We start from the raw sequence: 13,931 nt of genomic DNA on the forward strand, positions 1-13,931 counted from the left end.
CTCAGTTATTTTGGTGGATAGTTACTGCAATTGGTATTTTTTCTAGTGTATCTTTTTTCATAAGATTAAATACCTTTTTTAAAGCAATTGTTGTCAAAAAAGCGATATTTCCTTCCACAGTTTTTTCTTTAATATTTTTAATAATATATAGTATTCCGTTTTTAATTGTTGGTGTTTACGACCGTTATTTGTTGCCACTATTTCCCGTAATTATTGTGTTTTTAATCGCTAATAATAAGATAGAACTAACACAGGTTTTTAGATATATAACTATTGGATTTTTAGTGTTAATGACTTCGTTTTCGGTTTGTGCTACCCATGATTACCTCTCATGGAATCGTGTTCGTTGGCAAGCATTACATAAGTTAGCAGAAGCTGAGATACCGACTTATAAGATTCAAGGAGGAGCAGAATTTGTAATGTGGCATCATTTTTCTGAAACAGAAGAAAAATGGTGGAAAAACATAAAACCTGTTTATACTTTAGTGTTTAAACCAAAGCCTATCGATACAATTATAGATACCTATACTTACAGTAAATGGTTACCAGGTGATGGAGTTATATATGTTACCTATGATGAATTTTTAGATAAAGACTTGCAATGATAATTGATTATAAAAAATGGAAATCTAGGTTAAATTCAGATAAGAAAAAGTATCAGCAGAGTTTACCTTTTCCGTATATAGTATTTGATGATTTTATGGAAGAGAATGCTGCAAATAAAGCATTAGAGGTTTTTCCTGAAATAGAAAATGATGGATGGATACATTATGTGCATGTCAATGAAAAGAAACATGGACTTAATAAACTTGAACTAATTCCTGAATTTATTCGTGATGGAATTATTAAGGAGATGAATTCACCTGAATTCATTAAATATCTTGAAAACCTTATTGGAATTAATAACTTATTGCCAGATACTACAATTGAAGGTGGAGGTATACATCAGAGTGAAAATGGTGGATTTTTAAATATTCATGCAGATTTCACTGTACATCCTCATAAAAAAAGATGGAGAAGGCGTGTTAATGTATTAGTTTATTTAAATAAAGATTGGGAAGCATCTTATGGAGGTAACTTAGAACTATGGGAAAAAGATATGTCTAAATGTGCGGTAAGTATTGCTCCGATATTTAATCGCTTAGTAATATTTAATACCAACCAAGATTCTTATCATGGATTTCCAGATGCAATTATTTGTCCAGATCATGTAACAAGGAAATCTATAGCATTATATTATTTTACTGAAGAAAAATCAGGATCTTTTAAAAGAAGAGCAACTAATTATAGAGCTAGGCCTAATGATGGCTATAAAGCGTTATTAATTTGGGTTGATAAGAAGTTTATAGCTTTATATAGTTGGTTAAAAGGCGTTTTAGGAATTAACGATGACTTAGTGAGTAAAATTTTAAACGTATTTAATCGAAAAAAATAGGTTAACTAGCTTTTGATTTTCTAGCATTCAATTTATAGAAAATAAGTAATAACCATTGTGTAATACAAACACTTAGTAATACACCTAAGGCTTGATATTCATTAATTAGAAATAAAATTAGTGTTGTGCTTATTATAAAGCCAAAACAATTTATTACAATAATTTGTTTCTCTTGATGCGTTTTCATGAGGCGCATTATTTCTAAGGTGTAGAAAAATGATGGCAGTGCCATTAGAGTACCTAAAATATAATACCAAAGCTGAAGGTTTAATTTAACAAACTGTTCCATAAGTATCCAGATTGAAAAACCCCCGAGTATAACAATAGGTATTGCTAGAATGTATAATTTATTCTGAATTTTTTTATAGGTTTTTTTAGGTAATCTATATAAATGTTTTGTAAAAGGAACTATTATAAATCCAGATACAGCCTGAAGCATCAAAAAGGAAGTAATTAATAATTGGTATTCTGATAGTTTCAATTTTGTTAGATAAAAATCTACAATATATATATCAATTTTTGATATTAACCAACCGCTAAACCCTAAAGTAAAAAACCAAAAACCAGCCTTAAATTCTTTTATAGATAGTTGAAAAGAAAAAGGGTTTTTATGAAAGTTTAATACTGTAACTAATAACGCAATCTTCAAGGAAAAAGCAAGACAGTAAAGTTTTAAAAAGCTCTCAAGGCTAAAATTATCGAGATAAAAAATACTAGATATGATAATAATAGACGTAGTCACTTCTGCAGCTAATTGTACACCAAATTTTTGATAGTAAATAATTAAACTATCCATGGCATTATAGGTGTGCATAAGTATAACTAATGCCATAGACCAAAAAGCAATAGGAAAAGGGAAATATAAAAATAAGACCAACCCAAAGGGAAGTAAAATGCTTCGAGTAATAAAATTTGAATAAAATGAATGGTAAATTCTTGAAGGTTGTTTACTAAATGTTCGAATAAGATATTCTCTGTTTCCCCAACTTATTATAAAGACAATTAGAAAAATCCAGAGTAATGCGTTAATCATTAAACCCCAATCTTGTTTTCCAAAAAACTTAATGCCAAATAATGCAATTAAAAAATTAAATGCAGGACCAGAGAAACCTCTAATAGTATTTATTCCTATTTTTAATAATCTACTCATTATACAGTTTTAAATAGGCTGAAATTGTGAACTCTTTTGAGTTTAATATGACGCGTTCTTTTTTAGTTGTTGAATCTAAAAATTTGGTACAACTTTCAATCATTTCTATTTCTGTATTACATACAGCCCACTTCTCATTATTCTCATCTGCGATACCAACATTTTTAGATACTATTTTCATTCCTGTAGACAAGGCTTCTAAAAACACAAAACCAAAAGACTCATAATTACTTGTATGCAATAAAATGTCAGATTGCATCATCTTTTCAATCACCTTTTTTCTGTCTAGTTTGCCAACTAAAGTAATTGCTTTTGTTAAGCCTAATAATGCTATTTTATTTTCTGTTTTTTTTTGCTCAATACCTTCTCCAATTATTTCGACCTTTATATGAGAGTGCGTTTTTATAAGAGAAGCAATTATTGAAATAAACAGCTCATAATTTTTCACCTTATTTAAAGACCCAACAGCTAGGATATCTATTGTAGATGCTTTCAATTCTGAAAAAGATACGTCATCTAAAAACCATGGAATGATTTCAGAATTTATATTATAATTTTCGAGTAAACTAGAGTGCTGATTTTTAGATAATGTTACGACTTGGGTATTGTGACTTTCTATGGATTTAATGTGTCTATTACCAAGATTAGCATCTTGTCCCATAGCTGTGACAATATGTTTAATATTATGTTGTTTAGAAAATCGTGATCCAATTAATGAGCATTCGCCTATCCAAAAACTATGTATGGCAATTATTGGGTTTTCTTTGTGTAACTTATTGAGTGTAAGGAATGCTTTTTTCCAGACCCATAGTTTTTTTACACGTCTGTTTCTACCATTTATGGGAATAATGTTTATGTCATTCCAAATGTAATTTTCGTTACTAAAAGGAAACTGAAATGCGATTAAAGTCATTTTAATTTCTGGTTTTGCTTTTTGCAATGCTTTTAGATAAACTTGTAATGCTGGTATTGTTGCAGAATCTTTTTCAGATTCAGCAAATCCGGGTGTTAAAAAAATTATATGTGGCTTTAACGTCTTCAAATTTCGTCTATTTCCATTTCTTATTAGTAAACACTAAATCGTATTCTTTAATACATTCAGGATGTTGCTTTAAATACATGTTTTCTATTAATTCACCTTGACTTGTATAAATGTACTTGTATTGTAATAAGTCATCAAAAAGGTGACTTATTTGTCTTTTAATTCTTTTTTTGAATATTGAAAAGCCTAAGCTTTTTTCTAGTTTTAAAAGTAATTTATTCAGCAATTTTGAATTTACATATTTGCCGTATAAATGCTCATTTAAATAATCATAATGAAAAGAGATATACAACGTAGGATAGCTCATTTCCTCTAAAGCTTTTTTAATATTCGGCAAAATTTTAAATTCAGCTCCTTCAACATCCATTTTTATAAAATGTACATGTTCTATTTTTTCTTGTTTGAGAAAATTTAATAACGTTACTGTTTCAATTTGAAGAGATTTTAAGTTATCTCTTTTTCGGCTTAAAATACTACTAGACGATTTTCCGTAGGCTTCTCGTGCATAAAGATGAAGGGTTTCTTTTTTGTCTGAAATGGCGACATTATGAGCAGAAATTTTATCAACCAGATTAGAATTAAGTTTAATGTTGACTTCTAATTCCTTAAAACATACAGGATCTGGATCTATAGCATATACTTTTTTCACTTTATTGGCAGCATATAAACTTAATACACCACTCCATGAGCCTATATCTAGGATGGTGTCATTCGTATTTATAAAGGCATCAAAAATATTAAATGAATGCGGTTCCCAAAGCCCAGAATTAATATAGTTCCATGCGTCTATATTCTCTCCAACGCTAATCTTAAATTCTGTTTTTCGTAGTTTAATATCCATTTTAAAACGTGTCTAGGTCACCAAAGGTTAATTTCAATTTTTCTAACGGAAAATTAGATATAAAACTTTTGTATCCAACAACCCAAGATTCAAAACACTCGTCAACTTTATTTTTTAAAAGATCCGTGATTTGTGTGTTTGGAGATGTTTGAAAAATAATTTCACCAATACCATTTTTTGCTGCAATATTTTTCAATTGATTAAGACTATCATAAAAATGTTGTTCAGAAGGTGTTTCAATATCACCAATTAAAAGGCCATTTTTAATTTTCACCCAAAATAGAACGCCATTTATGGCAATTGTAAAATTATTTGCGAACGACTTATAATTATAGAAATCTTCATTTCTACATGTAGAAACAATATCTTTCTCATTGTATACACTGCCTTTTATTTTAGTGTCTGTTGTATAGTTTTTAAAGACTTTTAAGATATGAGACTCGTATAATTGATTAGTAAAGTTAAGTTTTCGAGTAACTTTTTCTACAGCAAGCATTCCTGTTTTAATTTTAAAACCTTGCATTCGGTCCACGTATTGCCAATCTAGTTTGTTTAAATAACCATACTCCGAATTCTGATTAGGAAAACCCCAAACAAACTTAACATTTGCTTTTTTTAATTGGTTGTCAGTTAACTTGCCTAGTTCGGTAAATAATCCGTTACCAGTATATTTTGGTAACGTCATAGCATCACCATATTGGGCAGCAATTTCATAATTACCATTGTGTTCCATAAGTACTGGTATTGCACCATGAAATGCTATAGGTTGCATTTTGTTATATGCTATATGGCCAAAATGAGACAGATCAAGATAAGACGTGTCATATTTTTGTTTTATAATATCTATAGTATAATTATTGCCAAATACTTTTTTGTATAAGTATGCTAAATCTTTTATATTTTCTAGTGAAAGTGGTGCGATTGTATATGACATAATTAAAAATATGAGCCTTTTAATAAATACGCAAGTTGAAGTTTTAATGAAATATATGGATTCATTACAAAACGATTTTTAAAAGTTTCATTGTCTTTATGTGACTCTGAATTATAATCAACTAAAAGTACTTTCTTATAACCTATATCTAAACAATAATCCGCTAATTGTTTTGTATAATAACCGAACGGAAAAGCAAATTCATTAATGGTTTTATCACAGATAGTTTCTAAGAGTTTTTTACTTTTTAAAATCTCGTGTTTTGCATCTTCAATATTAATAGTTGTTAAATTGACGTGAGTTATTGCATGAGAGCCAATAGTGAATAATGAATGATCTGCAATATGCTTTATTTGAGAAGCATTCATTAACTCCCAATAATCACTTAATGCTTCAGTTGGTAAAGCCTGCCAATCATCTTCAAAAAGCTCATAAATCAATTTTATCTTTTTGTAAGGCAAGCGTTTTAATTCGTTTTTTAATGAAGTACCATTATTAACAAATTCATTCTTGGTGTTTTTTATGTATTTCTTTTCTTCAAAAACAATCTCCTTTTTTGAGGTGTGAAAGGACACTAAGTCTAAAAAATCTGCCCATAAATAAGATGTTTTTTCATAAATGGTTGTAATATAAAAATTCGCAGGTACATTATACTTTTCTAATATTGGTAATGCATATTTATAGTTGTTTAAATAACCATCATCAAAGGTTAAAGCAATATTTAATGTTCCTTTTTTAAACCTCTTTTCGTAAAAGTCCTCTAAAGTAATGACATTGTAATTAGCAGTTATGAAAACTATAAATTCTTCAAAAAAAGATTTAGAAATAAAACGACTATTATACTTGGTCTCACCAACAGAATCAATTCCATGAAATACTAAAATTCGTTCACCATATCTATTTTTAAGTAATATTTTACATAAACCTAGCTTTAAAGCTAAAGTGAGATATAATAAGCTAATCTTATATTTTATGCGTATCCAAAGCATATTTATTTTTTGTTTTGAATTTTATATAATTTCCATCCATCAGGTCCATCTTCAATAGATTTCATACGATAATTGTCTTTGAGATATTCCCAATTTAACATAGGATTTTTATCATTCCACTGTTTGCTGAATTTGTTTGGATTAAATAATACTAAGTCTGCCTCTTTAAAATCGTTATATATTTCAAAAAACATATTTTTATATTCAAAATTCAATCCTCTTCCTTTTAGTGCAATATCTACATCAAAACTATATAATTTTTGACCTTGATAGGGCTTTACTAAGTTTACAATTTCATTCTCTAAAGTATTTCTTTTATAGATACTAGAAAAGGTTCTATTAAATAAGAAAAGCTGAAATAATATTGCTGAGATTATAAACGGAATATAATATGTTTTCAACCATTTTACCTTTAATAGTTCTTCATATGAATGATAAAGCAATATCAATACAAATGGGAACACTAAGCCTAATATTCTAGGATTTTGAAATGGAATACCTGCCATAAAAATTAAGTATAACAGTATACATAGCTCTGTGATTTTCCACGAAAAGTGATTAAATGATTTATACTTTTTAATTGTAAAAAAGCATAAAAAAATGCCTATAAAAATAAAGCCAGGATGCAAAAACACATATAGTGTATAAAGTATATTAGGTAAAAAATAGGATTGTAAACCATCTATTGTGGTATAACTAGATTTGAAAAAATTAGTTACAGACCATGAATTAAGAAAATAGTTTGAACCTGCTTTAAATAAGGCATCCCATTGTAATAATACAAAAGGAAGAATAGCTATACTACTTATAAGGATGGCAACTAAAAATTGGCTTATGGCTTTTCGTTTAAGTACTAAATATAGCCCATAACTTATTAGAGGGAAAACGATGACTAAAGCAGCATACCTTGTCATAACTGCACAAGTAGCAAAGAAAAAAACAAAAACTAATGATGTTTGTTCTTTATAGGATTTTAAAAAGTAATAGAGGCATAGAACAACAAACATCATTGAAGTTGCATCAGACATTACAACTAATCCTATTTTAAATAAATAAGGACAGAAAAGCCCGAAAATCAATATATAAATCGATGCAAATTGTTGTTTTGGATATAGTAATTTTATTGCTTTTAAACTATAAATACAAGAGACAGATAAACTGATACTACTTAATATTTGTAATCCTAATATGGTGTTATTAAAAATGAATCCTAAAAAACCACCAATTAATGGATAAAAAACTGGCCAGTAAAATTTACCAGGATGATCACCTCCTAAAGCATAATCTTTAATTGCTTCAGTATATTTGAAATACTCATAACCATCTTGACCATAAAGTCCGTCAAAACCTAAAACTCTTAAAACTAATATTGTAAGTAGTGGAATCACTAATAAAAGAATATTAGAATAGGAAGAAATCCAATGTTTTAATAATTTCAATATGTAAGATTATTTTGTGTATATAAATATAGTTCTTAAATTGACCTGAAAGAAAAATTCTTCCGATTTTTAGACTGAATATCCCATAAGGTAAATATGATTAATCAAAATAAAATAGTTGTTATATTACCTGCTTACAATGCATCGAAAACACTAAAAAAAACATATCAGGAAATCCCATTTGATATCGTAGATGATGTGGTTTTAGTTGACGACTATAGCATAGATAAAACGCTAGAAGTAGCTAAAGAACTTGGCATAAAACATCTTGTTTATCATGATGAGAATAAAGGTTATGGAGCTAATCAAAAAAGCTGTTATAAAAAAGCTTTAGAGTTAAATGCGGATGTTATAATAATGTTACATCCAGACTATCAGTATACACCAAAACTTATACATTCTATGGCTTATTTAATTGCTAATGATGTATATCCTGTGGTTTTAGGATCTAGAATTTTAGGTAATGGAGCGTTAAATGGAGGTATGCCATTGTATAAGTACATTGCTAATCGGTTTTTAACTCTATTTCAGAATATTTTGATCGGACAAAAACTTTCAGAGTATCATACAGGTTTTAGAGCATTTTCTAAAGAGGTGCTAAATAGTTTAATGTTAGATTACAACTCTGATGATTTTATTTTTGACAATCAGATGCTCTGTCAAATCTTTAATAAAGGTTATGAGATTGCAGAAATTACATGCCCAACAAAATATTCTAACGAAAGCTCTTCAATTAATTTTAAGAGAAGTGTTACTTATGGTTTAGGTGTTATGAAAGTTTCTCTTCAATATTTTTTACAAAAGAAGAAGCTGATGTCTTTTAAAATATTTAAATAGAGGTATAGCAATACCAAGAAAAAGGAGAATCTTTTCTACCTAATAATTTTCTAATTAAACTTTTCTTAGAAGTGTATAACTTTTTAAATTCTGATATATCATCTTTTGAATGATGAAAATAAAGGTTTGTCATATCAGGAAAACCAAGTTGAGTGTAGTAGTGTGAAGTTCTTTTTTTAGCTTCAGTTAATTGATTGCTATCATAAAAAGGACTGTCAATAATATGAATCTCACCATCTGACCTTAAAAATGTCTTTAGAATGTTGAATAGTATTTCTAAATCAGGAAAATATTGAATGCTTGCATTTAATGTAATAATATCATAGTGTTGATCAAATTTTTCTTCGACTTTAAAAATATCAGCATATATAAACTGTAAATTTTCTTTTTTAAATACACGAGCAGCTTGTTCTAACTCTTCAATATTTATATCTAAGCCTGTAACTTTATTTTTTTCAGAGACTTGAGCCATGGCATTACTAAACCATCCATTCCCACAACCAATATCTAGTATTTTTTGAGATGTTTTTTTTGAAGTGAGATATGCTAAAAAGCGATTAGTAGATTTTTTTCGCAATCTCCATTCTTTAGAACCTAAATGTGGTAATAATACAACTTCTATATCAGAAAGAATACGTTGTTCTTTTTTTCTAACTTTTATGTAAACATTCGAAAACGAATTAGAAACTTCAGTAGTATAAATGACATTATTTTTTATATGTACGTTAAAACCCATTACCTTTTGTGTAATTTCATTCCAGTTTGAGCTAGAATAGATTTTGTTTTTAGCTTAACGGAAATGAGTAAGTTTTTATCGCTTCCCTTTAATACTTCTTTGTTATAGTTGACTTCATTTACAATCCGTCTCACTGCGTAATCATAGAATTTCCTAGAGTACGTTCTCGTAAAGTCTATGTCTCTATCTGTTGAGGTTTCCCAATTAGGTTGTGTAGTTATTTTATCTTCAATTTCGTTATAAAGTGATGTGCCTTTAATAGGATAAGCCACTGTAATAGTAAAATGGGATGGATTAGCAGCCTTTAAATAGGTGATAGTTTCATTAATATCATTTTCATCTTCACCTGGATAACCAACCATGATAAAAGTACCAGTTTCTATACCTAAAGCATTAGTCTTTTGAATGGCTTCTTTTACCACATCGACATCGACACGTCTATCCATAGCATCAATAATTTTTTGAGAACCACTTTCTGCACCAATCCATATCCTGTAACAACCAGCTTCTTTTAATAACTGTAAAATCTCATCGTTTAAGCGTTCCGCACGTGTTATACATTCAAAAGGAATAATGGCATTCTGTTTAATCACTTCTTCATGAAAGCTTTTTAACCATTTATGACTTACCGTAAATACATCGTCTACAAACCAAATGCTGTCAGGATTATAAGTGTCTTTTAACATCAATAATTCCTCAGCCACTAAGTCGGCAGGTCGTCTTCTATAACTTTGTCCATAAACAGCTGTACTACACCATTTACAAGTATAAGGACAACCACGCTGTGTACTAACCGTCATAGAGCTTTTACCATGATTGCTTTTCCAAATGTCAAGATATTTTTCAATAGAAATTGCTGCTCTATTAGGGAGAGGTAATTCCGAAAGATCTTTCATTTTTACTCTAGGAGGAGTTCTTTTTACATTTCCGTTTTCTAAATAAGCAATACCAGAAATAGTACTATAATCTTTGTTCGCAGTTATGGCTTGGTGAAGCTCTAGAGTCGTTTGTTCACCTTCTCCAATAATAAGAAAATCAACTCCTGTGTTAAGATAGTTTTTGCAATTATAGGTAATGTCAGGACCACCTAAAATGAGTTTTGGAAATCCATATTTTGAATCGTTTTTCAGAATTTTAATCAGTTTAATAACATTGATCTTTGTCATTAAGTTGGTGTAAATAGCAACAGCTTTAGGTTGCTTAGCTTCTATAAATTGAAGTTGTTGATTTTTTGAAAAAAAAGTAGAATCGTAAAGATGATTTTCAACATTATGATCATTTAAATATCCAGAGATATAAAGTAAACCCAATGGAGGATAGGGTTTCATTATAACTCGCTCTTTAGCATCTTCGTAAAGATAATAGGCGTGCGTAAGTACAATGCTCATTATTTCTTTGTTAATTCAATTAAAAAATGATCCGCATATTTTGCCCAATATGAACCAGTAATTATAACATCAATGCTTTTGAAAATTGGCAAGAATGGCTTTTTTGCTAAAAATGAATTTTCAAGATAAGATGGAGGTATTGCTAATCCTATTGGTTTAATATTGTTTGTGGCATATTGAGATGCAGTTAAAGATACGATTTCTTCAGGATTGTAATACCAGGCCTTAATAGCAACTCCTTCGACATTGGCGACTATACTTTCCGTTGTTTTACGTCTTTTAGCATTTTTTAAATTTCCTTTAAAAGTAAAATATAAGCGTTCCCATAGACAGTGTTTAGTCATAATGACTAATACTATTTTTCCTTTAGGATTCAATAGTTTAGCCGCTGTTTTAAAAAAAAGATCTAATTCAATTTTAGATAAACAATTGAAACCTCCAAAATTTGAAAAAATTAAATCAAACTTTGTGTCGAATGTTCTTTCATTTATAGTATTTATATCCTGATTTTTAAAGATTAGATTCTTTAAATTAGTTTTTGTCTTGGCAACTTTAATCATGCCTTCAGATATATCTGTAGCAAAAATATCATGATTTAATTTGGCAAAACGAATAGCATCTTCGCCTGTACCACAATTTAACTCTAAAATAGAAAGTTTATTTCCTTGGTTTAGTATTGGATTGAGATATTTAAAAACCATACCACGTTGTGCTTTACCAATATTTGAAAATGTAAACGTAGTATCATATTTAGAAGAAGCAATATCAAAATCGTTAGGCATTGTTGGGTTTCATGGTTTTAAGTTGAATTTTATCTAATAAAGCAGATGGTAAATAATAGCCTAATAAAAACATAGATCTCCACTGTTGCTTTGATAATTTCAAAGGATTTTTAAAAAGCGATTTAATATTTTGAAAGGCTTGACTTTTCCTATATTCCTTATGAACATAACGTTGTAATTTTTTATAAAATGCAGAACTATAAGTGCCTTTAAAAAGCATGGCTAAATCATCAGAGTCTGTCCAGTTAGCTTTTAGTTTTAAGTCATCTTTTACTTTGTCATAAAACTTAGTGCCAGGTAGAGGGTATGAAACAGAAACCCCCAAATTATCAGGCACTAATTCTTTAATCATAGCAACAGTCTTTGCAATATCTTCTTTGGTTTCACCTAAATAACCAAATTGTATAAAGAATGCGACGCGCACACCTTTTTCTTTTAATATATGTGTGGCTTCGTAAATTTGTTCTACTGTTGTATCCTTATCCATTGCATCTAATATGGCTTGGGAACCACTTTCTGCACCAACCCAAACTTCTTCTAACCCACTTTCAGCTAAGACATCTATAGTGTCTTCTTTTAATAATAAATCAACACGACTTTGAATATAATATGAAATAGAAAGCTGCTCTTTTTTAAGCTCTGTATTAAAACTTTGAACCCAATTTGGCTTCAGTCCAAAAATATCATCACACATCCAAAACCGATTAACGCCATAAGTTTCTGAAAGGTATTTGATATGTTTTGTAATATATTCTGGAGAATGTGAATTGTAGCGATTACCATAAATAGGCTTTGCACACCAATTGCATTTAAAAGGGCAGCCACGTGTTGTGGCAATGTTTATAGTAAATTCATTTCCGCCGCTTTTCCAAATTTGTTTGTAAGGTTCAATATCAATCAAGTCCCAAGCAGGTAATGGAAGTTCATCTAAATCACGTAAAACAGGACGTTTAGGATTCTTTATGATTTCATCTTCTTTCTTAAAAATTAAGTCTTTAATTTCTGAAGTGTCACTTTTGTTTTCTATAGCATCGACAAGTGCTTTTAATGTAATCTCTCCTTCTCCTTGAATCACAAAATCAGCTCCAGCATTCAAATATTTTTCAAAATGATCAGTAGAATCAGAACTGCAAACGACGACAGAGCAATTGAGTTCTTTAGCAATTTTAATCATTTTAAATGCAGCTTCGCGCATTGTGGTTAGACACATCTTTGTGAGATAATTAAACCCATCGTCATAGAGCACAAATGTTTTTGGTTTATGAGTTTCTAAATACGGTTTTATTTCAATAGGATCATCCAAAAGATTAGCATCAAAAACGCCAACTTTATAGTTGTGTTCTCTTAAATAAGATGCAGCATATAGAGTTCCTAAAGGAGGATATGGTGTTTTGTTGCTCCATTGTTTAGAGTCAAATTTGTAGTAATATGAATGAGAGAATACAACATCAAGCATTTTCCATGGTTAGGTTAAGATTAAATGCTTTGTTTTTATCATCGTAGCGCTCATTTAGAGAAACTATAACCTTAGATTGAAAATCTTGTGGATGATGTTTAGAAACATCGTTAGTGGATTTCATGGCGATTTCAAAGTCCTTTTCCTTAAGGTGTTTAAACTTAGATTTCCACTTTCTCAATGTTACTTTTTTGAAATAATTATTTAGGTTATACCCCAATTTATTATTGAATAAAACTTCTAAAGAGTTACTCCAAAACGGTTTTTTAAAACCTTCAGAAAGTAGTTTTGTATTTATAGTTTTGTTTGGATAAAAGTCAAGAGCCCAACTATTTTCTGCGACAAACTCATTAAAAACAGTTTTACCATATATTGGTATAAGTGTCACTAATTCTGTTGCTGTAAACTTATTTTGTTCAGCAATTTTTAAGCGGTCAGAGCTAATAAAATAATTAACACAGAAGTACTTTTTTGAATTTAGTAAAAACAACTTTTTATAGGCAACTAAAAGTGTTCTTGCTAACCATAAATGTTTTGGCTTTGTAATAATAAAGAAATCGATGTCACCATCATTATCATGATAGCCTTTAGCTAACGCACCTGAGATAGATACCGATTCAACATATGGGAAAAACATTATCAATTTGGCTCTTTTTAATGCTTTAGGCATAATGTCATTTGCCATTTTATTTCCGCTGAGTCGTCTTTCTACTAATGTTTCATCATTAATATCTGAATAATAGTTGCCAAACTTATAAACAATATTATTTTCAATTAACTTTTTTAGTTGTAGTTCGGTATCTTCAATACTATTATCCGAAGAAAACGAAAAGACTTCCTCTTTGGTTAAAGGGTATTTAAAAATGGAAAAGTATATTATGACTTTTAAAGCGTTCATTAAC

At 29.4% G+C, this 13,931-nt stretch carries 14 protein-coding genes; 3 read left to right on the top strand and 11 right to left on the bottom strand.

Features of this window, described 5'->3' with window-relative positions:
- A partial coding sequence (locus QZZ53_RS02760) for a hypothetical protein (protein ID WP_296381215.1) occupies positions 1-605 on the top strand: 605 nt, incomplete at its 5' end.
- Positions 602-1,435, top strand: a complete 834-nt coding sequence (locus tag QZZ53_RS02765) for a 2OG-Fe(II) oxygenase (protein ID WP_296381217.1) — start codon at positions 602-604, stop codon at positions 1,433-1,435. The genes QZZ53_RS02760 and QZZ53_RS02765, both read left to right, overlap by 4 nt.
- Position 1,436: 1 nt before the next feature.
- Here the strand turns inward: QZZ53_RS02765 and QZZ53_RS02770 are convergent, their stop codons facing one another.
- The 6 genes from QZZ53_RS02770 to QZZ53_RS02795 are packed head-to-tail and all read right to left on the bottom strand — an operon-like array spanning position 1,437 to position 7,830.
- Complete coding sequence (locus QZZ53_RS02770) at positions 1,437-2,585, bottom strand: hypothetical protein (RefSeq protein ID WP_296381219.1); 1,149 nt, start codon at positions 2,583-2,585, stop codon at positions 1,437-1,439.
- Positions 2,578-3,627, bottom strand: a complete 1,050-nt coding sequence (locus QZZ53_RS02775) for a glycosyltransferase (protein WP_296381221.1) — start codon at positions 3,625-3,627, stop codon at positions 2,578-2,580. Before QZZ53_RS02775 ends, QZZ53_RS02770 begins: the two co-directional genes overlap by 8 nt.
- A gap of 7 nt (positions 3,628-3,634) precedes the next feature.
- Positions 3,635-4,468, bottom strand: coding sequence for an FkbM family methyltransferase (locus QZZ53_RS02780; protein WP_296381223.1), 834 nt, complete (start codon positions 4,466-4,468; stop codon positions 3,635-3,637).
- A 1-nt stretch (position 4,469) separates the two neighbouring features.
- On the bottom strand, positions 4,470-5,402 hold the full coding sequence (locus tag QZZ53_RS02785) for a GNAT family N-acetyltransferase (RefSeq protein WP_296381225.1): 933 nt from the start codon (positions 5,400-5,402) through the stop codon (positions 4,470-4,472).
- Positions 5,403-5,404: 2 nt separating this feature from the next.
- Positions 5,405-6,391, bottom strand: coding sequence for a polysaccharide deacetylase family protein (locus tag QZZ53_RS02790; protein WP_296381227.1), 987 nt, complete (start codon positions 6,389-6,391; stop codon positions 5,405-5,407).
- Between the two features lie 2 nt (positions 6,392-6,393).
- Entirely contained in the window at positions 6,394-7,830 is a 1,437-nt protein-coding gene (locus QZZ53_RS02795; protein ID WP_296381229.1) for a glycosyltransferase family 39 protein, read from the bottom strand.
- A 96-nt stretch (positions 7,831-7,926) separates the two neighbouring features.
- Here QZZ53_RS02795 and QZZ53_RS02800 point away from each other — a divergent pair, with 96 nt between their 5' ends.
- Positions 7,927-8,667 (top strand): glycosyltransferase family 2 protein, encoded by a 741-nt coding sequence (locus tag QZZ53_RS02800; protein WP_296381231.1) that lies wholly within the window; start codon positions 7,927-7,929, stop codon positions 8,665-8,667.
- On the opposite strand, the gene QZZ53_RS02805 is transcribed toward QZZ53_RS02800, so the two are convergent.
- The 5 genes from QZZ53_RS02805 to QZZ53_RS02825 form a co-directional block, all read right to left on the bottom strand.
- A complete protein-coding gene (locus QZZ53_RS02805) occupies positions 8,660-9,403 on the bottom strand; it encodes a class I SAM-dependent methyltransferase (RefSeq protein ID WP_296381234.1) in 744 nt (247 codons plus the stop codon). The genes QZZ53_RS02800 and QZZ53_RS02805 overlap by 8 nt on opposite strands.
- A complete protein-coding gene (locus tag QZZ53_RS02810) occupies positions 9,403-10,791 on the bottom strand; it encodes a radical SAM protein (RefSeq protein ID WP_296381236.1) in 1,389 nt (462 codons plus the stop codon). Before QZZ53_RS02810 ends, QZZ53_RS02805 begins: the two co-directional genes overlap by 1 nt.
- Positions 10,791-11,573 (bottom strand): class I SAM-dependent methyltransferase, encoded by a 783-nt coding sequence (locus QZZ53_RS02815; RefSeq protein WP_296381238.1) that lies wholly within the window; start codon positions 11,571-11,573, stop codon positions 10,791-10,793. Before QZZ53_RS02815 ends, QZZ53_RS02810 begins: the two co-directional genes overlap by 1 nt.
- Positions 11,566-13,029 (bottom strand): radical SAM protein, encoded by a 1,464-nt coding sequence (locus tag QZZ53_RS02820; RefSeq protein ID WP_296381239.1) that lies wholly within the window; start codon positions 13,027-13,029, stop codon positions 11,566-11,568. The genes QZZ53_RS02815 and QZZ53_RS02820 overlap by 8 nt, the downstream gene beginning before the upstream one ends.
- On the bottom strand, positions 13,022-13,931 hold a 910-nt coding region (locus QZZ53_RS02825; RefSeq protein ID WP_296381242.1), incomplete at its 5' end, for a nucleotidyltransferase domain-containing protein. The genes QZZ53_RS02820 and QZZ53_RS02825, both read right to left, overlap by 8 nt.

This window comes from Winogradskyella sp. (assembly GCF_016744625.1).
Taxonomy (GTDB): Bacteria; Bacteroidota; Bacteroidia; order Flavobacteriales; family Flavobacteriaceae; genus Winogradskyella.